Genomic DNA, 21,539 nt, shown 5'->3' on the forward strand with positions numbered 1-21,539 from the left:
GCCGCCGGGGGCGTCGGCTCGACGTGGGGCGTCAGGTGGGCTCGCGGGCGGCGGCGAGCCGGCGGAAGATCGTGTTGGCTCCGGTGCGCTCCATGAGGCGCTCGCCGAGGCGCGGCATCAGCGCCGCGAGGGCCGGCACCGGTCGCAGCGGACGGCCGTTGACGACCTGGATCGGGCGGTCGTCGCGGATCGCTGCCACGACCGCGTCGGCGACGGCCTCGACGGTCGTGGTGCCGAGCAGCGCGTTGGAGCGGTGGCCCTGCTCCTCCATGCGCGTGTACATCCCACCGCCACGGGTGAAGCCGGGGCAGACAGTCGAGAAGCCCAGCGGCGTGCCGGCGTAGGTCGCGCGCAGCGCCTCCGTGAAGCGGACGAGGCCGCCCTTGGTCGCCGCATATGGCTCGCAGCACGCCGTGCCGGTGAGGCCGGCCACCGACGACATCTGCACGACCTCGCCGCGGCCGCGCTCGAGCATCCCGGGGATCGCCTGGTGGGTCAGCAGCATCGGCGCGAGCAGGTTGACGGCGATCATCCGCTCGATGTCGGCAGCGGTGAGGCGGTGGTAGGTCGCCGACAGCTCGATGCCGGCGTTGTTGACGAGCACGTCGATCGGGGCCGTCGCCGCGGCCGCGGCCCGGGCGATGAGCCCGTCGACCTGCCCGCGGTCGCCGAGGTCGGCGACGAGCACGATGTGACTGCTGCCCGGCAGCGACGCCCGCAGGGTCTCGAGCGCGGCCTGGTCGCGGCCGGTGAGCACCAGGCGCGTGCCCTCACGGGCGAGCCGCTGTGCCGTCGCGGTGCCGATGCCGCCGGCGGCGCCGGTCAGCAGCGCGGTCCTGTCCTTGAGCTCCATGCGCTGATGATGGCCCATCGTCGTGTCGTGCGGGGTGGCTCGATCCACTCTGTTGGCCGCGCGCCGGCCGCCATCACCACTGCCGTGTCGCGGCGGGGACCGGTCGCGACACGGGCGCGACGTTGGGATGGCAGAAGTGATGGTCGCCGACGTGCGGCGCCAGGCCCACGGCGTCGGAGCCCGCATGGAGCGACGCGTGCTGGGCGTCGGGGTGGGCGACGCCGGCGGGTGAGGGGTCTTCTCGATGCTGCATGGACCCAGTGTGCGTCAGCCCGCATGGGGAGACCGTGGCGTTCCCGGGCCGGCGCGTACAGATCGCGTACATGTCGCCTTCGCGAGACCGGCTCGCGCAGTACGTTGACCGTCCGTGATCGTCGACCGCGCCATCTACCGCGACGGCCACCGAGTCGCCGAGCCGTCGAACCTGGCGGCGATGGCCCAGGCCTGCCGCGACCAGGGCGGGATGGCGTGGATCGGCCTGTACCGTCCGACCGCCGAGGAGTTCGTCGGGGTCACCCGCGAGTTCGACCTGCACGAGCTCGCGGTCGAAGACGCCGTCAACGCGCATCAGCGGTCCAAGCTCGAGCGCTACGGCGACACGGTCTTCTGCGTGCTGCGCCCCGCGCGCTACATCGACGAGAGCGAGACCGTCGAGTTCGGCGAAGTGCATGTCTTCGCCGGGCCGCGGTTCGTGATCACCGTCCGCCACGGTGAGACCCCGAGCCTCGCGGCCGTGCGCCACGACCTGGAGGCGCGCCCCGACCTGCTGCGCCGCGGGCCCGTCGCGGTGCTGCACGCGATCATGGACCGCGTCGTCGACGACTACGGGCCGGTGGTCGCCGGCGTCGAGAACGACATCGACGAGATCGAGGACGACGTCTTCGACATCACCACCGACGCGTCACGCCGCATCTACGAGCTCACGCGCGAGGTCATCAACTTCCAGCGCGCCACCAAGCCGCTGCCCGGAATGCTCGCCCAGCTCATGGAGGACCCCGACGTCGGCGACGAGGAGCGCCGCTACCTGCGCGACGTCCAGGACCACGCGCTGCGCGTCCAGGAGCAGGCCGACGGCTTCCGCCAGCTGCTGCAGAACATCCTCAACGTCAACCTCACCCTGGAGACCAAGGCGCTCAGCGAGGTCTCCAACGCGCAGAACGAGGAGGTCAAGAAGATCTCGGCCTGGGCCGCGATCCTCTTCGCCCCCACGCTCGTCGGCACGGTCTACGGCATGAACTTCGACCACATGCCCGAGCTGCACTGGCGCTTCGGCTACCTCTTCGCGATCGTCCTCATGTTCATGGTCTCGCTCACGTTGTACATGGTCTTCAAGCGTCGCAGCTGGATCTGACCGAATCCAGTGCGCCAGGCGCGCACGGACCAGGTGACCGGCCCGCGCGACTAGGGACACGCGTGCGGTGATTGACCGATGCGAGCGGCCTGCCTGTCCGCGACGGTTACAGCGTGGCCGCCCATCAGCCGCGCATACCGAGCCGTCGACCTGGAAGGAGCATCGAAAGTGGCCGCATCAGCCCCGGCGAGTTGCGCCCGTGATCGCACGCCTCACCGTCTGGTGGCTGGCGGCGGCGGCCCGCGCAACTGGCTCACCAACATCCAGGAATCCGCGGGCAGCAACCTGTCCGGCGGCCAGGTCGCCCGCCCGACGACCGGAGCCGGCTAGGCGATGCGCCTCCGCAGGAACGCCGCCGGTCCGAAACCCGGAGCGCTGCGACCGACCGGAACCGACGGTCCACACGCCGACCGGGTGACCGAGGAGCGTGCAGCTGGCACGCCGGACGCCCTCCGCGAGGACCTCATCCGCCTCCTTGGCGACCGCAAGGTCCTGCACAAGCTGTCCGACCTGGTGCGATACGCCTCCGACGCCAGTCCATACCGCTTCGTCCCGCAGGTGGTCGTGATCGCCGAGACGGTCGACGATGTCGCCGCGGTCCTCCGGTACGCCCGCGAGCACCACCGCGAGATCGTGTTTCGCGCGGCCGGCACCTCGTTGAACGGACAGTCGCAAGGCGAGGACATCCTGGTCGACGTGCGCCGCCACTGGACCGGCGTCGAAGTCCTCAACGGGGGCGCCCAAGCCAGGATCAGGCCAGGCACCACCGTGGGACGCGCCAACGTCACGCTGGCCCGGCACGGTCGCTTGATGGGACCTGATCCGGCGAGCTCCAACGCGTGCACGGTCGGCGGCGTCGTGGCCAACAACGCCTCCGGCATGACGGCCGGCGTGACGCGCAACTCCTACAAGCTGCTGTCCTCGCTCACGTTCGTCCTGGCATCGGGCACGGTGGTGGACACCGCGGATCCGCACGCCGATGCGCGGCTCCGCGAAGCCGAGCCCGAGCTGTGCGACAGGCTGACGGCACTGAAGGACGAGATCGAGAGCGACAGCGTGCTCGTCGCCCGCATCCGCAAGAAGTACCGGCTCAAGAACACCAGCGGCTACCGGCTCGACGCGTTCCTGGACGGGACCACGCCGGTACAGATCCTGCGCGGGCTGATGGTCGGCTCGGAGGGCACCCTGGGCTTCATCGCCGAGACGGTGTTCGACACGGTCGCCTTGGACCGCTTGACCCACACGGCCATGCTGTTCTTCCCGACGCTGACCGACGCCGCGGCGGCCGTGCCGCTGTTCGCCGATGCGGGGGCGCGCGCGATCGAGGTGATGGACGGCAACACGCTGCGCGCCTGCGCGAGTGTGGCTGGGGTCCCCGGTGACTGGGCCGACCTGCCGCGGAGCGTGACCGCTCTGCTGGTCGAGTTCCGCGCCGCAGACGCCGAGGCGCACCGCCACGACCAGCAAGCCGCTGCGGCGATCCGGGAGCAGCTGACCCTCGTGTCTCCCGTCCCGTCGGTCACCAACCGCTTCACCGAGGATGCCCGCACGATCCGCACGTACTGGCATGCCCGCGAAGCGTTCATGACGGCGGTCGGCAAGGCGCGGCCCGCCGGGACGACCTTGATCACCGAGGACTTCGCGGTGCTGCCCTCGCAACTGGCCGACGCCTGTGTGGCGCTGTGCGAGTTGCAGCGCAAACACGGCTTCGACGCGGCGGTCGCAGGCCACGCCGCGCACGGCAACCTGCACTTCCTGCTCGCATTCGACGCAGCCCAGCCCGACGACGTCCAGCGCTACGCGGCGTTCATGCAGGACTTCTGCACCATGACCGTACGCCGATTCGACGGCTCGCTGAAGGCAGAGCACGCCACCGGACGCAACATGACGCCGTTCCTCGAACTGGAATGGGGCGCCCGTGCGACGGAGGTGATGTGGCGGGTGAAGCAGACCCTGGACCCCGATGGCGTGCTCGCCCCCGGGGTCGTGCTCAACCGCGAACCACGGGCTCACCTGCACGGTCTCAAGACGATCCCGACCATCGAGGCCGTCGCCGACCCCTGCATCGAGTGCGGCTTCTGCGAGCCCGTCTGCCCGAGCCGCGACCTGACGACCACGCCGCGCCAGCGCATCGTGCTCCGCCGCGAGATGCTGCGCCAGCCCGCTCATTCCACGGTGATGGACACGCTGCTGGACTCCTATGGCTACGACGCGGTCGACACCTGCGCCGGCGACTCGACCTGCATGATCGCCTGTCCGGTCGGCATCGACACCGGCGCCATGATGAAGAGCTTCCGCCACCTACGGCACTCCGCCCGCGAGGAGCGCAACGCGGCCCGGGTCGCGAGGGCGTTCTCGGTCGCCGAGCGGTCGGTCCGGGCGGCCCTCGGCGTCGCGGACCACCTCAGTGACCGGGTGCTGGAGAGCCTCACCGCGGCAGTCCGCAAACTGATCTCGCCGGAGCTGGTCCCCGAATGGCTCCCCGAGATTCCCGCTCCGGCCAGCCGGGGTCTGCCTCCGACCGACCGGGCCGCGGCTGCTGCCGTGTACTACGTGGCCTGTGTCAATCGGATCTTCGCCGGCCCGGTGGGCGAATCCCTGCCGAAGGCCGTCGTCGAGGTGTCACGCAGGGCTGGGCGGCCGGTGTGGATTCCGCCGGACATCACCGGTTCCTGCTGCGCGACCATCTGGCATTCCAAGGGTTACGACGAGGGCAATACGGTGATGGCCAACCGCATCGTCGAGAAGGCCTGGGAGTGGACCGACGGCGGGCGGCTGCCGCTCGTGGTCGACGCTTCGTCGTGCACGCTCGGCATCGCGCAGGAGATCCGGCCGTACTTGACACCGGACAACCTCCGCAGGCACGCCGCGCTCACGGTCGTCGACTCGATCGCCTGGGCCGTCGACGAGCTGTTGCCGAATCTGGCGATCACGCGTCAGATCGACAGCGCGGTGGTCCATCCCACCTGCTCGATGCGCCATCTGGGCGACGACGATCACTTGCGCACCCTCGCGGCCGCCTGTGCCCGCGAGGTGCAGGTTCCCGCAAACGCGGAGTGCTGCGGGTTCGCCGGCGACCGCGGCATGCTGCACAAGGAGCTGACCGAGACGGCCACGATGCACGAGGCCGCCGAGGTGGCCGAGCGGGACTTCGACGCATACCTGTCGGCCAACCGCACCTGTGAGATCGGCATGCAGCACGCGACCGGGCGCCCGTACCGCTCCGTCCTGATCGAACTCGAGCGCGCCACCCGACCGGATGCTGAGCGACCGCGAGACGCGCACGGTGCGCCGTCCCGAAGGCGGCGCTGATCCACGACCTCACGCCGGGCTGCGGGGTGCCCGGCCCGGACGTCCAATCCTCAACCACATCGGGAGCAGACAATGCGCATGGCGAATCTCTCTGGCCGCCTGGTCGTCGTGGCCGACGGCCGGGCAGTGGATGTCGAGCAGGCCAGCGGCGGCCGCTTCCCCGCCGACCCGCAGGCGATCTACTCCCGGTGGGCGGAGTTCCGCGCCTGGGCCGATCAGGCGGACTTGTCCGGCGCATCCGCCTTCGACCCAGCTGACCTGGGCTCGCCCGCCCCGGCCCCACGGCAGCTGTTCGCGATCGGCCTGGGCGCCGAAGCTGGGCGATTACTACGAGGTCGCGCAGAGCATCAGCGCCGAGCTGAGCGGTGAGCCGATCCTCTTCCGGCCGGCGATGTACGCGGGCAGCGTCGCCGCGGTCCTCCAGGGCCGCGAATGCTGGGGGCTGCCGAAGAAGTTCGGGGCGCCGATGCTCCGCCTGGACGGCGATATGGGAATGTCGTCGTCAAGGAGGCATACACAGGACCTGGGGCACTGGAGCTGTACCAGCACGCGCTCGCACCCTTGGCGGAGCTTCCGGTGCGGGACATCGTGTCGGTGACCCACACGGTGTCGGACGTCACCCTCCAGATAGGAGAAGTGGTCCACGACTATCTGGTGTAGAGCGCCTTGTAATACGTGCTGCGGCGTCAGAGGTTGAACACCCTGCGTGCCAGCCTCCCGCTACGTCAGACGATCGCGATCGGCCGGATCATCGACCCCGTCGCACCCCGGATCTTGCACGGCAGGGCGACGAACAGGAACTCGTAGGCCTTGTCGGCAGCGAGCTGCTCCATGTTGGCCATCTCGACGATGTAGACGCCGGCCTCGACCAGCAGGATCGTGTGGACCGCGTGCGGGTTGTTGGGGTCCGCGCATGGGATCTGCTCGAGTGTCTCCGTGTCGCCGACCGCGCAGACCACGCCCTGCTCGACCAGCCAGCGCGCCGCGCTGGAGTCGATGCCCGGGCCGCTGTGCTGCGCCATGCGCTCGGCGTCGGGGTAAAGGCTGATGTATCCGGTGCGCACGAGCACCGTGTCCTTGGGCCGCAGCTGCACGCCCTGCGCGGCCGCGACGGCCTGGAGGTCGCTTGCGGAGATGCCGTGGCCCTTGTCCATGACGTCGACGCCGAGGTGACCGGCGACATCGAGCAGCACGCCGCGCGTCACGATCGGCGGGATCGCCGTCGCATCGCAGACCAGCGGTCCCCAGTCGCCGAGCTTCTCGCCTGCGGCGTTGCCGCCGTACCAGTGGTTGTCCTCGCCGACGGTGACGTGCGCCAGCGCGTCGACGTGGGTGCCCGAGTGCACGGTTCCGACGACGAGGTCGCTGATGAAGGCCATGTTGTCGCTGTTGTTCTCGTTGAGCCAGGCCTGGTCGCCCTGGTTCTGGATGCCCTTGGGCGTGCGGAAGCTGACGACCTCCATCTGCGGGTGTGCCGGGTGCAGCGGCATCCCGCGGAAGCGCTCGACCTCGAGGTCGTAGATCCGGCCCTGACGGGCGAGCGCGATGGCGGCCAGGACGTCGGCGTCACCCACGCCGGCGATCGGTCCCTGCTCTGCGGTGCGGTCCGCGCCGGGGACGCGGGTCTGCGGGGTCATGCGGTACCTCCATGGTGGTTGGTGAGTCGGAGGGCGCGCGCGGCGAGGCGCGGCACTCCATCGGCCAGCAATGCGAAGAAGGGATCGGCGGTCGTCCCCGCCAGGTAGCGCTTGTAGCTCCCTTCGAGCAGGATCGCGATCTTCCAGAGGGCCAGGCCCTCGTACCAGGCGAGGTCGCCGACGTCGCGGCCGCTGCGCGCGGCGTACCGGGCGACGATCTCGTCCCGCGTCAGGCAGCCGGGGAGGGCCGTCGCGGGTGAGAAGTCGAGCACGTCGTCGGGCTCTTCGCCCGCCTGGACGTACGTCGCCCTGAGCAGCCCGAGGTCGGCCAAGGGCGCTCCGAGCGTCGACATCTCCCAGTCGACGATGACCGCGAGTCGCGCCGGGGCCCCTGGGTGGAAGATCGCGTTGTCGAGCTTGTAGTCGCCGTGGACCAAGGTCGTCTCCGGGTCGGCGGGGAGGTGGTCGCTCAGCCATGCCCCCATCCGGTCGATGTCCGGCACCTCGCGAGTGCGGTTGTGCACCCATTGGCTCTTCCACCGGCGAACCTGGCGCTCCAAGTATCCGCTCGGCCGCCCGATGCCCTCGAGCGCGGTCCCGCGCCATGGTGCGGCGTGGATCTCGACGAGCGCGTCAACGAACTCCTCCAGTGCGCGACGACGCTCCAGCGGGACGTCGAGGTCCGCGGGGAAGCGCTCCCGTACGACGTCGCCTCCGACCAGCTCCATCAGGTAGAACGGCGCGCCGATGACCCCGGGGTCCTTGCAGAGGGCGAGCGGTCGGGGCGCCCGGACGTCCAGATCCTCGACCGCCGCCAGAATGGCGTACTCGCGCGCCACGTCGTGCGCCGTGGGCGGGTACGGCGGCCGGGGCGGTCGACGCAGGACGTAGCTGCGGCCGTCGCGCTGCAGCCGGAACGTCTCGTTGGAGTGGCCGGTCCCCAGACGGTGCGTCTCGATCGGCCCGGCCCCGGGCACCCACGCCTCGATCGCCTCCAGGATCACGAGGGGCGCCAGCGCGAGCGCCGCCGCCTCCTGGCGCGTGGCGACGACGTCGACGGGCTCGGCCCCGCGCCGCCGCTCCTGTCCGGTCGCCATCAGAAGAGGTCCCACCAGTGTTCGCGCTGGCGCATCTCCTCGGCGGACTCCTCGAGGATCACGCTGCCGGAGCGCATGACGTAGACGCGGTCGGCCTCTCGGAGCGCGTGGCCGACGTTCTGCTCGAGCATCACGATCGCTCGTCCGTCCTCATCAGCCATGCGCCGCAGGGCGGTGAGGATCTGCTGGACGATCGCCGGCGACACGCCGAGCGACGGCTCGTCGAACAACATGAGCTTCGGATCCGACATGAGCGCCATGCCCACGCTGAGGATCCGCTGTTGTCCGCCGCTGAAGGTGCCCGCGAGCTGGTCGCCGCGCTCCTGGAGGATCGGGAAGAGCTCGTAGACCCGCTCCGCACGGCGCGCGCGTTCCTCCCGCGACGGCTCTCTGAGCGCACCGAGGCGCAGGTTGACGTGCACCGGCAGGTCCGGGAAGACGAACCGCTCGGCGGGGGTGTACGACATCCCCATGGCAACACGCCTGGCGCAGTTGGCGTTCGACACGTCCTCGCCCAAGTAGGTGACCTTCCCCTGCATGGGCCGCAACAGCCCGAAGGCCGTCTTCATGGTTGTGGTCTTGCCCGCGCCGTTGTGCCCGAGGACGGTCACGATCTCGCCCGCCCGCACCGACATCGACACGTCGTAGACGACCGCACGACGCCGATAGCCGGCGTGCACGCCTTCGATCGCAAGCAGTTCGGGCCCGCGGCCGTTAGGGCTGGCCAAAGTACGCCTCCACCAGGCGCTCGTCGCCGACGAGCTCCTGCATCGTGCCGTCCGCGGAGATGCGGCCGGCTTCCATGAAGTAGATGTGGTCGGCGACACGCTCGACCACATGCAGGTTGTGCTCGACGATGCACACGGTGAGCCCGTGGTCACGGAGGCGGCCGATGATGTCCACCATCCGGTCGACCCATTCGGTGTCGATGCCCGAGGCCGGCTCGTCGAGGAGCAGGACCCGGGCGTCGGCCGCGAGGATCCGGGCGAGTGCGACGAGCTTCTGCTCGCCGAACGGCAGCGTGGACACCACCGCGTGGCCCTTGTCCGCCAGCCCGACGAAGCCCAGCGCCCGCTCCGCCGCCTCGCGCACCCGACGAGCGTCTGCGACCACCTTCCACGGTGTGAGGAAGAGCTCGCGCAGGGTCTCGCCCTGCTGGTTGGGCACCGCCATGCGCACGTTGTCCAGAACGGTCAGAGCCGGGAAGGTCCGTACGTCCTGGAACGACCGCACCATGCCGTGGCGCGCCACCCGATCGATCGGCCAGCCGGTGATGTCCTCGCCGTACAGCTTGACCGTCCCCTCATCCGGCGGGATGGCGCCGGTGAGCAGGTTGAACACGGTCGTCTTGCCCGCGCCGTTGGGCCCGATGAGCCCCGTGACGCGCCCCTCCAGCAGCTCGAAGCTGAGCCCGTTGACGGCCTTGATGCCTCCGAAGGCCTTGCGAACACCGTCGACCTCCACGACCGGCCGCGGCTCCTCGACGCGCGCGGTGCGTGCGCCGGCGGACAGCTCGCTGGCCAGCTGCTCGGCCGACAGGGCGCCGACGTTGGGGGGCCGTCGTGGCCGCAGGCGCCGCAGCAGCGCCCCCAGGGTCGCACGCTCAGGCAGCAGACCTTGCGGCCGCACCAGCAGGACGACGACCAGGAGCAGGCCGAAGCAGAGAAGCCGCACGAGCGCCGCCTTGGAGGGCTCCAGTTGGATGACCTTCTCGAAGAAGGGCTCGGCGCCGATGACCACGCCGGCGCCGAGCACCGAGCCGAGCATGTTCCCGCGCCCACCGAGCACGACCATGGCGACCAGCAGGATCGACGTCGAGAAGCCGTACAGCGGCGGGGAGACCGTCCCGTTGTACAGGCCATAGAGCGCACCGCCGAACGCGGCGATGGCCGACGTGAGGCCGAAGACGACGACCTTGCGCATGAAGACGTCCTTGCCCAGCGCCTGGGTGGCGAGCTGGTCCTCCCGGATCCCGCGCAGCACCCGGCCGAACGGCGACTCGCCGATCCACGTCAGTCCTGCGAACAGGACGACGGTGGCGACGAGCAACGGCTTGAACCAGTCGTCGGGCCGAAGGAGGTCGGTCCCGAGGACGTTCACCGTCGGCAGCCCGGTCAGGCCGTACAGCCCGCCCAGCGCAGCGACGCTGGAGATGATCACCAGGATGACCGTCTGCACCGAGAGGGTCAGCAGGATCAGGTACTCGCTGGTCAGCAGCAGTGCCGGGATGCTGACCACGACCCCGATCCCGCACGCCAGCACCATGCCGACGACGGTGGCAGCGCCGATGCTCCAGCCGTGCTTGAGCGAGAGGTAGCCGGCGGCATACCCGCCGATCGCGGCGAAGGCCGCGTGCGCCACCGAGACCTGGCCGGCGTAGCCGAGCAGCAGGTTCAAGGACATGGCCATGATCGCGAAGATCAGGACCTGGTTTGCGACGTCCGTCCAGTACATGGCCCTCGCTCCTACGCCGCCCCGGAGGCGCGCGAGGCGCGCGCCCGTGTCTGGGCCCGGTTGGTGCGCGACATCGCGCCCGACAGCTGGCGCAGCGCCTGCGGGAGGACCCGGACGGTGAGCCAGACGCACAGCAGTCCGAAGACCGTCAACGCGCTGAGGTTGTCGCTGACCCAGAGCGTGCTGAGGCTCTCGACGACGCCGATCCCGAAGCCGACGGCCACCACGACCAGCGGCGAGCGCTGCACTCCCGCGACGAAGGCGACGACGAATGCGTAGAACACCGGCGTGTTGCCCATGTCGGGCGCCGCGGCGAAGCGCATCCCGGCGAACACGGCGGCGATGCCGCCGATGAGCGAGCCGATCGCGAAGACGACGAGGAAGATGCGCCGCACGTCGACGCCGACGGCCTGGGCCATCTCGGCGTTGCCGCGGACCGCCTTGATCTGCTGACCGAGGATCGTCCGGTTCAGCACGACGGTCAGCCCGACGCCGATGACCAGGGCCAGCACGACGAGCGTCGCCTCGAGCAGGGTGAAGTTCACGTTGGCGATGGTGTAGGTGTGCTCGGGGAAGCCGCCCATGTTGCGGGTGTTGTTGCCCCACACGAGGCGGATGAAGTTCTCGCCGGCGATGACCAGGCCCAGCGCGGCGACGAACACGCCGAGGAGCGCGTTGTCGCCAGCGCGGGCGGCGAGGGGCCGATAGACCAGCGCCTCGATCGTGGCACCCAGCACCACGCCGACGGCGAGGCCGAACAGGCAGGCGGGGAGCAGCGGGAGCCCCCACTTGTCCAACACGACCGCCGAGACGTAGGCGGTGAACGTGTAGACGATCGCGAACGCGAAGTGGAAGCGGCCGGTCACGCCGAGCACGAGCGCGAACGCGACGCCGAGCAGCGCGTAGCTCGACCCGGCGACGACGCCGCTTACGATGGCTTGGGCGACCTCGCGCAGCGAGCCGATCCCGAGGAAGGTTGCAAAGATCATGGACATGGTCGACACCTGGACGGTGGCCGGCGGACCGCGAGGGCCCGCCGGACACCGCTGGTCAGGTCAGGAGCCTCCGACGACCTTGAAGTCGCTGCCGCCGATGTTCCAGGCGGCCAGCTGCTTGATGGTCGATCCCGCCTGGAAGAGCCCTACGGGCCGCACGACGGGGTCGTGCGTCTTGGGGTCCAGCTTGATCGTCCCCACGGTGCTGTCGTCGCCGCCGTAGACGCTCTTGAACGTCGCGTCGGCGACCATCTCCTTGTTCAGCGCATCGCCGCTGTTGATGTCGCCGCCCTTCGCGGCGACGCGGCGGGCCAGCTCGAGGTAGGCGAGCGTCGACTCGTAGTAGTTGGGCTGGTAGAACGTGCCCGGGTCCTCGCCGAACAGCCTGTTGTAGTCCTTGAGGAAGAACTTCGAGAGCGGGTTGGGCGGGTTGTCGACCGTGAAGTAGTCGGCGCCGAACATGTACTTGTCGTAGGCCGCGCCGGCGATCTTCGCCGCGGCCGGCACGTACTCGCCGCCCAGTACCTGGGCGGTGATGCCCGAGTTGACGTACTGCTTCATGAAGTAGCCGGGGTCGGCCCCGAACATCGCGGCGACCACGATGTCGGGCTTCATGCCCTTCAGCTTGGAGAAGGTCGAGGCGTAGTCGGTCGCGCCGATCTTCGTCAGCAGCTTCCCGGTGTAGGTCATGCCATTGGCGGTGACCTGCTCCTTCAGATGCTGCTCGATCGGATCGGTGTACGCCGCGCCTGCGTCCCAGATCACCAGCGCGACGCGCTTGGCGTCGGGCTTGGTCTGCTTGAAGTACTGCAGGCCGAAGAACGCGTCGTCCGGCGTGTTGGCGCGGTAGCCCCAGAAGTAGTCCTTGCCCTTCAGCCCGTTGCCGGTGCCGCCGCCCGGGTCGAACGACAGCATCTTGTACTGCTGGATGTCCTTCAGCGTCGACCCAAACACCCCGTAGTAGGAGTTGATCGCAACGCCGTACCCGTCGATCCCGAGCTCACGCGCGGCCGCCGCGCCCGCCTGCGGGTCGCCGGACTTGTGGTCCTTGGCCGTGTAGGTGACCTTCATCCCCATGTACTTCTGCATCTGGTCGACGGCCAGCTTCACGCCGTTGCCCTCGTCGACGGCGAAGTTGGCGCCCGGTCCGCTGAGCGGGAGGATGGCTCCGACCTTGAACTCCTTGCCCTGCAGGCTCTTGAGATCGGCGTCCGAGAAGCCCATGAGCTTGCGGAACTCCTTGGCGTCGGCGCTGTTGACCGACCCGCCGCCGGCGCTGCCGCCCGCGGCGGTCGTCGAGTCCGCCTTGCTGCTGTCGCTTCCGCCGCAGGCCGAGAGCGCGGCGATGGCCGCGATGAGCAGCGCGACCGCGCCGAGCCGCGTCAGGAGCATCAGGACTCCTGTCTGACCAGGGCGCTGGCCCCGGTCGCTGGAAACTCGCATCGTGTTGTACCTTCCCTCCCCCGCCCTCGCAGGCGGGCTTCGTGTGCGGACCGGCCGACACCGGGCCCCGCGATGTTCTGAGTGATTGGCACTTCGTGCCGCTGCTCCACCGGCCCGCGCCCGCAGCGCGGGCCGGTGCCGTTGGTGGTGACGTTTACGACCGGGGGCGCTGCGCCGCGACCTCCTTGTCCCGCAGCTCGCGGCGCAGGATCTTGCCGCTGGCCGTCTTGGGCAACTCGTCGACGAACTCGATGTCGCGCGGATATTTGTAGGCGGCCATGCGCTCCTTGCAGAAGGCGATGAGCGCGTCCGCGCCGACCTCGGCGCCCGGCTTGAGGCTGACGAAGGCCTTGACGGTCTCGCCGCGGTACTCGTCGGGCAACCCGACGACCGCCACCTCGCGGACGGCCTCGTGCCCGTACAGGACGTCCTCGACCTCGCGGGGCCAGACCTTGTAGCCGGCCGCGTTGATCATGTCCTTCTTGCGGTCGACGATGTAGAACCAGCCGTCGGCGTCCATCACGCCGACGTCGCCGGTGTGCAGCGCTCCCCCGGGCAGCGCGTGCTCGGTCTCTTCGGGGTTGTTCCAGTATCCCGAGACGACCTGCGGCCCCGACGTCACGATCTCGCCGACCTCCCCGGGAGCGACCTCGTTGCCCTCCTCGTCGACGAGCCGCACCACGGTGTTGAAGATCGGCACGCCCACGGACAGGGCGCCCGACCCCTCGTCGACCGGCGCGCGCCTGCCCATCGGCACGCAGTGCGACGGGGACGTGGTCTCGGTGAGGCCGTAGATGTTGTGGATGTAGGCGCCCATCTTCTCCTCGAAGGCCTTGACGGTGGGCGGTGCGATCGGCGCGCCACCGCTGACGATCTTCTTGAACTTGGAGAGATCGCGGCTGCCGGCGCTCGGAGCGTTCATGAGCGCGATGAACACCGTGATCGAACCCACCGTGAACGTCACGCCGTGGCGCTCGATGAGGTCGAGCGCGACCTCGGCGTCGAAGCGATAGCTCAACACGATCGGCATGCCGGTGAGCAGGCCCACGGCGACATGGCCGACCAAGCCGGTGATGTGGAACAGCGGCGCGACGCCGAGGACCGCATCGCGGTCGTCCAGACCGACCCAGTCCCGGTAGGACTGGGCGTTGAAGACGACGTTGGCGTGGCTGTTGATCGCGCCCTTCGGCGGGCCCGTCGTCCCCGAGGTGTACGTCAGGAACGCGATGTCGTCGGCGGTCATCCTCGGCGTCGCGGGGCCGTGACCGCGATGGACCTCCACGAGCTCGACGAGGTCCAGCGTGGCGGCGTCGCGATGCCGCTGCGACGAGGCGAGCAGCGAGGGCGCATCGCCGTCGAGGAAGTCGAGCTCCGACGTCGTGACGACGATGCTCACGTCGCTGTCGGCGACGACGTCGCGTGCGACCTCGTCCCAGAGCGACTCCAGCGTCACCAGCGCGACCGCACCCGAGTCGCGCAGGAGGGTCGTCACCTCCTTGTGGCGCAGCATGGGGTTGACGGACACCATGATCCCCCCGGCCTTCCACGCGGCGATCATCGCCATCGCGAACTGCGGGACGTTCTGGAGGTAGACGGCCAGCCGGTCGCCCTGCTTGAAGCCCTGCGCCTGGAGTCCGGAGGCCAGCGCGTCGGTGATCTCGTCGAGCTCGCGGTAGGAGATCGGCCGGTCGAAGTACACGATCGCCGGCTGCTGAGGCAGGCGCGCTGCCGTTGCCGTGAAGGCCTCGAGCATGGTCTCGTGCTCGCGCTCGATGTCGTGCGGCAGGCCCTCGGGGTACCGGGCCAGCCAGGGCCGCTCGTCGTAGACGCTCATCGCGACCCGCCCTACTTCACGACGATCGGATTGACGGGGGCGCCGGTGCCGCCGACCACCCGCAACGGCGCGCCGGCGTACAGGAACGTCCACTGGCCGTCCTCGACGCAGTCCTTGGCGAGCTCCTCGAACCACAGGATCTCGGAGAACAGGACGCCGAGGTTGCGCATCAGCGCCGCGTGGAGCGGCAGGACGACGCCCGAGACCGGGTCCGTCGTGACCTCGTTGGCGATCGTGTCGGTCGACAGCGAGACGATCTCCTTCTCGTGGAACCAGCGCACGAGCTCAGGCGTGAACGTCAGCCCCGGCTCGACGAAGTTCTCGTAGAACGCGTCGGCGCCCTTCTCGTAGAACACGTTCAGCCACCCGGTGCGGATGCAGAGGTTGTCGTGTGAGTCGATCGTGACGCCCTGCGCCTCGGCTGCCGCCTCGAGGTCCTCGACGCCGAAGGTCTCGGCGGGCTCGAGGGCGTCCTTGCCGCGGTGGCGGGCCATGTCGATGAGGACGCCGCGCCCGACGATGCCGCGCTCGGCGAGCTTCTCTACGCCGCAGCGAGCCATGCCGCCGGTGGTCGTCTCGGCGTCGTAGCCGTTGTAGATCTGGTCGCCGTACCAGGTGTGCCCGAGGGCGTCGTACTGGCTCGAGCCCTGCAGGAAGGCGGTGATGTAGTCGTCGGCGTACTCCAGACCGCCGGGGAGCGGCTGCAGCTTGCCCGACGTGTAGTGACTGCGGTCCTGGGTCATCAGGCGCGTGGCACCCGAGCGCCCGGGCCACACCGGGTCGCCGCCGGGATCGCCGATCGGCACGCCCAGGGTGAAGACCTTGCCGGACCTGACGTGCTGCACGCCGCGCAGGACCTCTTGCGGGGTGAGGTAGTTCAGGCATCCGATCTCATCGTCGTCACCCCAGCGCCCCCAGTTCTTGGGCATGCCGTCGAGGAGCTCGTTCAGCGTGGTCTGCTTGGTGCCGGTGGTGTCGGTCATGCTTCTCTCCTAGGAGTGGTTGGGGCTGATGACGCTTCCGCGGTCGCGGGCGCGGTGGGGATGGCGGGCGACCACCATCTGGAGCGCGAGGTCGCAATAGCGCTCCACGAGCTGGTCAGGGGTCAGCGGTCGGTCGGCGCGATACCAGGCGGCGACGGCCGTGCACATCGTCACGAGTGCTCGCGTGGCCTCGGCCGGATGTGCCGTCGTGAACGCCCCGGTGCGCAGCCCAGCGGCCACAGCGGCCTCGAAGTGCGCACGCTGCCGGTCGCGCTTGACCAGGATGCGCTCGCGTGCGGGGCTGTCGAGGCTGCGGATCTCCGTGTTGCCGACGAAGCTCTGGCGCTGGAAGTCGATGTGGAAGCGGACGTGCGTGCCAACCGTGGCCCGCAGGAGCTCGACCGGCGCGTCGTCGAGGCCGGCGACGGCGCGCTCGGTCTGATCGAGCAGCCCGTCCATGGTGTCGTCCATCAACCGCTCCAGCAGGTCCCGCTTGGACGAGAAGTGGTGGTACAGGCCGGCGACGCTGACGCCCGCGCGAACAGCGATCTCGCGGATCGTGGAACCGTGGTAGCCCTTGGCGGCGAAGACGTCGAGGGCGGCCTCGAGGATCTGTCCCTCGCTGGTGGTTGCCCCACCGGCAGCCCGTCTGTCGTGCACGCCGATCCTCCGTGGTCGCGGGATCCTGGTGAAGGAGTCGCAGGGCATCCGGCGGCGCCGCGGGACCCTCCCGGGACGGGAGACGACCTGCGCGCCGGAGACAGCAGCGGACATGGTGGAACGCGGCATCGAGCTGACCCTTCGATCTCTCCTGGGGTACCGACCGAGCGATCGCTCGGTGGCTGACCCAACCTTCTTCGACCCGACCTGCCGTTGTCAAGTCGTGCGCCATTGCAGGGCTTCTCCCTCACCGTCGCGCCGCCACCCGCTCCGGGCAACGCGATGTGGCGAGGTGTGATCGATCAGCGGTTGGCGCTCTTGGCGACCGGGCGAAAGCCGTCGCGATGGGCGGTCGACGCTTCGCCGCCGCGCACCACGTTGCGCGCCAGCTGATTGTAGATCGCCACGATCTCGTCGGGCGACATCGGACCGCTGCGCCGGTACCACGTGGCCACCGCGGTGCACATCGTGACGATGGCGCGGCTGGCCTCGCGATCCACCGGGACCCGGAACAGCCCGGCCGCCAGGCCGTCGTGGACGACGCCGTCGAAGATGCGCTGCTGGCGATCGCGCTTGGCCACCGTGCGCTTGCGCGCCGGCGGCGACAGGCTGCGCAGCTCGCTGTTGCCGATGAAGCTCTCCTCGGGGCGCTCGCAGTGGAAGCGGACGTGGGCCCTCACGACCGCGTCGAAACGCTCCAGGGGACCCCCGTCCGCCCGCGCCAGCGCGTCCTCGGTCGTGGCGAGGAGGTCATCCATCGTGTCGTCGATCAGGCGCTCCAACAGCGCCGCCTTGGACGCGAAGTGATGGTAGAGCCCGGGGACGCTCAGACCGCACTGCGCCGCGATCGAGCGGATGGTCGTGCCGTGGTAGCCCTTCGCCACGAAGCACTCCAGCGCGGCGCGCAGGATCTGCTCCTCGCTGGTCAGCGAGGCCTGATCGCGGCCGAGCAGTCCTCCTTCGTGCTGCAGCTCCATCAACTCATCGTAGACGCGGCGGCGCGGCGCCCACCCGGGCGTCCCGGAGTCGGCGCGTCAGCATCCGCACGGCGCCGGCTCGATGCTGTCCAAGTCGGTGACCTGCGCACACACGTCGTGGGTCCAGCGGCCCAGATCCGAGGCCGCGGGATCGAGGACGAGCTGCGACGCGCCTACGGCGATGTAGCGCTCGAGCAGGATGCGCAGCGAGGTCGGACCCGTCGCGCCGATCTCGCCGTCGGTGAGCTCGCCCCGCGCCAGCGCGGAACGCACGACAGCTCCGAGGCAGTCGGCGGGCCGCCCGATGCCGCGATCCTCCGCCGCGACGGCGGCGCGCAGAGCCGCCTGGGGCTCCGTGCCGGCGGCGAGCCACCGCGCGCCGCGCGCTGCCGCGAAGGCGGCCGCCTGCGGACCACCGGCCACCCAGGCGCTGGTGGGCTTTGCCGCCGGGAGGCGGTCGGCCCCCGCGTGGCCATCGCCGTCCCCCACCACGAGCACGGTCCCAACACGCCCCCCGACGAGTTGGGCCATCTCCGCCAGCCGCAGCGTCGCGCGCCGCTCGGCCTCGGGCGCCACACCGACCCAGACCTCCAGCGTCGCGGTCCGGCGCACGATCGCCAGGGCGGCGTCGAGCCCCGAGCCATCGGGCGGGACGCCGGTCACGTCGAGCCACAGGCTGCGCGCCCCGTGGTCCTCGAGCTGTGCGGCGACATGCAGCAGCCGCGCCATCGCGTCCTCGTCGGCCTTCGGACTGGCGAAGGCGACTCCCACCTGCAGCGCGAGGCCGCGGCGACGGGCGTCGCGGTCGACAGGCGGCGGAGCGCCCGGGGTCGGGGCCATTCCCGGAAGCAGACGCATGACGGACGTTCTCTCCTGGCGACGCGGCCGCCGGGCGGCTCGCGGTGGTGGATCGTGCGACGGTGGCTGACCGAGCGCTCGGTCGGCACACGATAGGCCGCGGCGCTCTGCGATGTCAACCGATCGCCCTCGGTTCCCGTCGCATGGCCGGTTGACGTGCGGCCCGCCAGCGGTCTAGGCTCCGAGCGAGCGATCGGTCGGTCGGGTTCTCCATGTCGGTAGGGCCGGCCACACGGGTCTTCGCTCCGGCGGTCCTTCGACCGCCGTGTCGGCAACACTCAAGGAGCAGCACATGCCGAAGGTCCTAGTGGCCGGCGCGAGCGGCGTCGTAGGCGCCGCCGCGCTGGAGAGATTCCTCGACAACGGGTGGGATGCGATCGCGCTGTCGCGCCGCAGGCCCGACATCGACAGCCCACGGGAGTTCGACCACCTGTCCGTCGATCTCCGTGATCCCGAGGCGGCGCGGGCAGCGCTCTCCACCCTGTCGGGCGTGAGCCACGTCGTCTACACCGCGCTCTACGAGAAGCCCGGGCTGATCGCCGGCTGGTCGGACCCCGACCAGATGGAGACCAACCTCCAGATGCTCAAGAACTTCCTGGAGCCGCTGGTCGAGAACAACGACCTGGAGAACGTGACGATCCTCCAGGGCACGAAGGCCTACGGCATCCACCTCCACCCCATGCCGATCCCGGCTCGGGAACGCGCACCGCGTGATGACCACGCGAACTTCTACTGGCTGCAGGAGGACTACCTCAAGGAGCAGGCGGCGGCCCACGGGTTCCGCTGGAACGTCCTGCGGCCGCAGCTGATCATCGGCTCGGCGATCGGCGCCGCGATGAACCTCGCACCGGTCATCGGGGCCTACGCCGCGATCTGCAAGGAGCACGGCGAGGCCTGCGGGTTCCCGGGCGGGATCCCGTACGTCTGGGAGGCCGTGGACTCGCGCCTGTGCGCGGCGGCCCTCGAGATGATGGCGACCAACCCGGAGGCCGACGGCCAGCACTACAACGTCACCAATGGTGACGTCTTCGAATGGCGCAATCTCTGGCCGGCGCTCATGGAGCAGATGGGCGTCGAGGCGGGCCCCGACGAGCCGCAGTCGATGGCCGAGTTCCTGCCGGCCAACGCCGCGACCTGGGACAGGATCGTGCAGGAACGAGGCCTCAAGCCGACGCGCATCGACGACGTGCTCGGCGAGTCTCACTACTACGCCGACTTCTGCTTCGCCTACGGCGCCGAGGATCCGCCGCCTCCGGCGTTCGTCAGCGCCATCAAGCTGCGCAAGGCCGGGGTCACCGACGTCTACGACACCGAGGAGACGTTCCGGCACTGGATGGGCTGGCTGCAAGACCGCGAGGTCCTGCCCCGCTACTAGACCTATGCACGCGGAGACGTGCCCACCCCAGGTGGAGACGTGGGACGGTACCGCCATGCCGAGGACTCACGAGACCGTATTCACGCTCGAGGCAACGCCGGTGAAGTTCGGCCCTGGCGCCTCGCAGGACGCCGGCTGGGAGCTGCGGCGGCTGGGCGTCCGCCGAGCGATGCTCGTCACCGACCCCGGCGTCATGGCACTCGGCCACCCGGAGCGCATCGCTGGGCTCATCCGCGCGGAGGGCATTGACGTGGTGCTCTACGACCGCGCCCGCGTGGAGCCGACCATCGACTCGTTGCAGCACGCGGCCGACTTCGCCCTGGAGCACGACGTCGACGGATTCGTGTCGGTCGGCGGTGGGTCGGCGATGGACACCGCCAAGGTCTCGAACCTCATCCTGTCGCATCCGGCACCGGTCATGGCGTACGTCAACGCGCCGGTGGGCGAGGGCCGCAAGCCGCCGGCGGTCCTACGCCCGCATCTGGCCATCCCGACCACCTCGGGCACCGGCTCGGAGGCGACCACCGTCGCCGTGCTCGACATCCCGGACCTCAAGCTCAAGACCGGGATCTCGCACCGCTATATGCGGCCGTCTCAGGCCATCGTCGACCCGGAGCTCACGCGGACGCTCCCGGCCGAGGTCACGTCGTCGGCCGGCCTCGACGTCGTGTGCCATGCCGCCGAGAGCTTCCTCGCACGCCCATTCGATACGCGGCCTGCTCCCGACGGGCCCGACGACCGGCCGCCCTACCAGGGCTCCAACCCCGTGGCCGACGTGTGGTCGGCCAAGGCGCTGGAGTACGGCGGGCGCTATCTGCGGCGCGCGGTGCAGGGCCCCGACGACATCGAGGCCCGCGGCTACATGATGCTGGCGGCGACCATGGCCGGGGTCGGGTTCGGATCCGCCGGCGTGCACATCCCTCACGCGATCGCCTATCCCGTGGCCGGCCTCAAGCACGTCTACCAGGCGCCGGGCTATCCCACCGACCAGCCGTTCGTTCCGCACGGCAACTCGGTCATCGTCAGCGCCCCTGCAGCGTTCCGCTACACCTACGACGCGATGCCCGAACGCCATCACCACGTCGCGGGACTCCTGACCGGCAAGCCGATCGCCGGTGCCGACCTTGACGCAGAGACGCTCCCGGACGTCCTGATCGCGCTCATGCGCGACGTCGGCGCGCCGAGCGGGATCGCCGAGTTCGGCTACGGCGACGATGACGTCGCCGCGCTCGTCCAGGGCGCCGTCAAGCAGCAGCGCCTGCTCGCGGTCGCGCCCAGGGAGCCCAGCTCGGACGATCTGGAGGACATCGTCCGCGCGTCGATGCGCAACTGGTGAGCGGCCTCTGACGATCGATCCGGTTGGCGGGCCACCCAGCGTGCGTGCAACGCCTGTTGTGCGCACGCTTATGAGCTCGGCCGGCTGGCCTTGTCGGGCCCTCCGAACTCAAAGCGACCCGTGGCGTCACGATCGCGGTCGTATCGTCTCTTGAGCGGAAACGGCGGCAACCAGGACTCGCGACGGACGATCCAGCTTTCGTAGGTTGGCATCAGTTGGTCAGGAGCATCGAGGGATCCTAGGTTCACTTCGATTTCGTCTGCGCTGCGTGCGAAAACGGAGGAGCCGCAGCGGGGACAGAAACACCGCCCGACGTAGTCGCGTGTTTCGCCATCGATCGTCACCGCATCCTGAGGGAACACCGCGGAAGCGTG

General features: G+C 69.9%; 20 protein-coding genes and 1 pseudogene. 7 read left to right on the forward strand and 14 right to left on the reverse strand.

Going from position 1 to position 21,539, the window contains the following annotated elements:
• Positions 1-31: 31 nt before the first annotated feature.
• A complete protein-coding gene (locus tag VK501_RS27745; RefSeq protein ID WP_324343297.1) occupies positions 32-853 on the reverse strand; it encodes an SDR family oxidoreductase in 822 nt (273 codons plus the stop codon).
• Between the two features lie 73 nt (positions 854-926).
• Positions 927-1,106 carry a hypothetical protein gene (locus VK501_RS27750; protein ID WP_324343298.1) on the reverse strand — a complete coding sequence of 60 codons (180 nt, stop codon included), beginning with the start codon at positions 1,104-1,106 and terminating at the stop codon, positions 927-929.
• 114 nt (positions 1,107-1,220) lie between these two features.
• Here VK501_RS27750 and corA point away from each other — a divergent pair, with 114 nt between their 5' ends.
• The 5 genes and pseudogenes from corA (at position 1,221) to VK501_RS28860 (ending at position 6,176) form a co-directional block, all read left to right on the forward strand.
• On the forward strand, positions 1,221-2,204 hold the full coding sequence (corA, locus tag VK501_RS27755; RefSeq protein ID WP_324343299.1) for a magnesium/cobalt transporter CorA: 984 nt from the start codon (positions 1,221-1,223) through the stop codon (positions 2,202-2,204).
• 333 nt (positions 2,205-2,537) lie between these two features.
• Entirely contained in the window at positions 2,538-5,516 is a 2,979-nt protein-coding gene (locus VK501_RS27760; protein WP_349261076.1) for an FAD-binding and (Fe-S)-binding domain-containing protein, read from the forward strand.
• Between the two features lie 78 nt (positions 5,517-5,594).
• Complete coding sequence (locus VK501_RS27765; RefSeq protein ID WP_324343301.1) at positions 5,595-5,885, forward strand: hypothetical protein; 291 nt, start codon at positions 5,595-5,597, stop codon at positions 5,883-5,885.
• 4 nt (positions 5,886-5,889) lie between these two features.
• Positions 5,890-5,945 (forward strand): annotated as a pseudogene (locus tag VK501_RS29015) (hypothetical protein); the annotation flags it as partial.
• A 3-nt stretch (positions 5,946-5,948) separates the two neighbouring features.
• Entirely contained in the window at positions 5,949-6,176 is a 228-nt protein-coding gene (locus tag VK501_RS28860; RefSeq protein WP_349261077.1) for an acetoacetate decarboxylase family protein, read from the forward strand.
• A 65-nt stretch (positions 6,177-6,241) separates the two neighbouring features.
• Here VK501_RS28860 and VK501_RS27770 read toward each other — a convergent pair whose 3' ends face one another.
• From VK501_RS27770 to VK501_RS27820, 11 genes are all read right to left on the reverse strand, one after another.
• Positions 6,242-7,153, reverse strand: coding sequence for a cyclase family protein (locus VK501_RS27770; RefSeq protein WP_324343302.1), 912 nt, complete (start codon positions 7,151-7,153; stop codon positions 6,242-6,244).
• A complete protein-coding gene (locus VK501_RS27775; protein WP_324343303.1) occupies positions 7,150-8,250 on the reverse strand; it encodes a phosphotransferase family protein in 1,101 nt (366 codons plus the stop codon). Before VK501_RS27775 ends, VK501_RS27770 begins: the two co-directional genes overlap by 4 nt.
• Complete coding sequence (locus VK501_RS27780) at positions 8,250-8,930, reverse strand: ABC transporter ATP-binding protein (protein WP_324343304.1); 681 nt, start codon at positions 8,928-8,930, stop codon at positions 8,250-8,252. The genes VK501_RS27775 and VK501_RS27780 overlap by 1 nt, the downstream gene beginning before the upstream one ends.
• A 34-nt stretch (positions 8,931-8,964) precedes the next feature.
• Entirely contained in the window at positions 8,965-10,704 is a 1,740-nt protein-coding gene (locus VK501_RS27785) for a branched-chain amino acid ABC transporter ATP-binding protein/permease (RefSeq protein ID WP_324343305.1), read from the reverse strand.
• Positions 10,705-10,715: 11 nt separating this feature from the next.
• A complete protein-coding gene (locus VK501_RS27790; RefSeq protein ID WP_324343306.1) occupies positions 10,716-11,693 on the reverse strand; it encodes a branched-chain amino acid ABC transporter permease in 978 nt (325 codons plus the stop codon).
• Positions 11,694-11,759: 66 nt separating this feature from the next.
• On the reverse strand, positions 11,760-13,091 hold the full coding sequence (locus VK501_RS27795) for an ABC transporter substrate-binding protein (protein WP_324343307.1): 1,332 nt from the start codon (positions 13,089-13,091) through the stop codon (positions 11,760-11,762).
• 205 nt (positions 13,092-13,296) lie between these two features.
• A complete protein-coding gene (locus VK501_RS27800; protein WP_324343308.1) occupies positions 13,297-14,976 on the reverse strand; it encodes a long-chain fatty acid--CoA ligase in 1,680 nt (559 codons plus the stop codon).
• Between the two features lie 11 nt (positions 14,977-14,987).
• Complete coding sequence (locus VK501_RS27805; RefSeq protein ID WP_324343309.1) at positions 14,988-15,959, reverse strand: cyclase family protein; 972 nt, start codon at positions 15,957-15,959, stop codon at positions 14,988-14,990.
• Between the two features lie 9 nt (positions 15,960-15,968).
• Positions 15,969-16,619 carry a TetR/AcrR family transcriptional regulator gene (locus VK501_RS27810; RefSeq protein WP_324343310.1) on the reverse strand — a complete coding sequence of 217 codons (651 nt, stop codon included), beginning with the start codon at positions 16,617-16,619 and terminating at the stop codon, positions 15,969-15,971.
• 302 nt (positions 16,620-16,921) lie between these two features.
• Positions 16,922-17,596 (reverse strand): TetR/AcrR family transcriptional regulator, encoded by a 675-nt coding sequence (locus VK501_RS27815; RefSeq protein WP_324343311.1) that lies wholly within the window; start codon positions 17,594-17,596, stop codon positions 16,922-16,924.
• A 57-nt stretch (positions 17,597-17,653) separates the two neighbouring features.
• The gene (locus tag VK501_RS27820; protein WP_324343312.1) at positions 17,654-18,436 is read right to left on the reverse strand and encodes a hypothetical protein; all 783 of its coding nucleotides are present in this window, start codon (positions 18,434-18,436) and stop codon (positions 17,654-17,656) included.
• A 310-nt stretch (positions 18,437-18,746) separates the two neighbouring features.
• On the opposite strand from VK501_RS27820, the gene VK501_RS27825 reads away from it, so the two are divergent.
• Both VK501_RS27825 and VK501_RS27830 read left to right on the forward strand, forming a co-directional pair.
• Entirely contained in the window at positions 18,747-19,829 is a 1,083-nt protein-coding gene (locus VK501_RS27825) for an SDR family oxidoreductase (protein WP_324343313.1), read from the forward strand.
• 55 nt (positions 19,830-19,884) lie between these two features.
• The gene (locus VK501_RS27830) at positions 19,885-21,165 is read left to right on the forward strand and encodes a hydroxyacid-oxoacid transhydrogenase (RefSeq protein ID WP_324343314.1); all 1,281 of its coding nucleotides are present in this window, start codon (positions 19,885-19,887) and stop codon (positions 21,163-21,165) included.
• 68 nt (positions 21,166-21,233) lie between these two features.
• On the opposite strand, the gene VK501_RS27835 is transcribed toward VK501_RS27830, so the two are convergent.
• Positions 21,234-21,539, reverse strand: a 306-nt coding sequence (locus VK501_RS27835; RefSeq protein ID WP_324343315.1) for a GFA family protein, incomplete at its 5' end; no start/stop codon positions are given.

Source organism: Baekduia sp. (assembly GCF_035318805.1).
Lineage (GTDB): Bacteria > Actinomycetota > Thermoleophilia > Solirubrobacterales > Solirubrobacteraceae > Baekduia.

What these genes read in the sequence shown, in the direction of transcription:
- VK501_RS27745 (WP_324343297.1), bottom strand. Translation starts at nt 853, where the DNA reads ATGGAGCTCAAGGACAGGACCGCGCTGCTGACCGGCGCCGCCGGCGGC.
- VK501_RS27750 (WP_324343298.1), bottom strand. Translation starts at nt 1,106, where the DNA reads ATGCAGCATCGAGAAGACCCCTCACCCGCCGGCGTCGCCCACCCCGAC.
- VK501_RS27760 (WP_349261076.1), top strand. Translation starts at nt 2,538, where the DNA reads ATGCGCCTCCGCAGGAACGCCGCCGGTCCGAAACCCGGAGCGCTGCGA.
- VK501_RS27765 (WP_324343301.1), top strand. Translation starts at nt 5,595, where the DNA reads ATGGCGAATCTCTCTGGCCGCCTGGTCGTCGTGGCCGACGGCCGGGCA.
- VK501_RS28860 (WP_349261077.1), top strand. Translation starts at nt 5,949, where the DNA reads ATGCTGGGGGCTGCCGAAGAAGTTCGGGGCGCCGATGCTCCGCCTGGA.
- VK501_RS27770 (WP_324343302.1), bottom strand. Translation starts at nt 7,153, where the DNA reads ATGACCCCGCAGACCCGCGTCCCCGGCGCGGACCGCACCGCAGAGCAG.
- VK501_RS27775 (WP_324343303.1), bottom strand. Translation starts at nt 8,250, where the DNA reads ATGGCGACCGGACAGGAGCGGCGGCGCGGGGCCGAGCCCGTCGACGTC.
- VK501_RS27785 (WP_324343305.1), bottom strand. Translation starts at nt 10,704, where the DNA reads ATGTACTGGACGGACGTCGCAAACCAGGTCCTGATCTTCGCGATCATG.
- VK501_RS27790 (WP_324343306.1), bottom strand. Translation starts at nt 11,693, where the DNA reads ATGATCTTTGCAACCTTCCTCGGGATCGGCTCGCTGCGCGAGGTCGCC.
- VK501_RS27795 (WP_324343307.1), bottom strand. Translation starts at nt 13,091, where the DNA reads ATGCTCCTGACGCGGCTCGGCGCGGTCGCGCTGCTCATCGCGGCCATC.
- VK501_RS27800 (WP_324343308.1), bottom strand. Translation starts at nt 14,976, where the DNA reads ATGAGCGTCTACGACGAGCGGCCCTGGCTGGCCCGGTACCCCGAGGGC.
- VK501_RS27805 (WP_324343309.1), bottom strand. Translation starts at nt 15,959, where the DNA reads ATGACCGACACCACCGGCACCAAGCAGACCACGCTGAACGAGCTCCTC.
- VK501_RS27815 (WP_324343311.1), bottom strand. Translation starts at nt 17,596, where the DNA reads ATGGAGCTGCAGCACGAAGGAGGACTGCTCGGCCGCGATCAGGCCTCG.
- VK501_RS27820 (WP_324343312.1), bottom strand. Translation starts at nt 18,436, where the DNA reads ATGGCCCCGACCCCGGGCGCTCCGCCGCCTGTCGACCGCGACGCCCGT.
- VK501_RS27825 (WP_324343313.1), top strand. Translation starts at nt 18,747, where the DNA reads ATGCCGAAGGTCCTAGTGGCCGGCGCGAGCGGCGTCGTAGGCGCCGCC.
- VK501_RS27830 (WP_324343314.1), top strand. Translation starts at nt 19,885, where the DNA reads ATGCCGAGGACTCACGAGACCGTATTCACGCTCGAGGCAACGCCGGTG.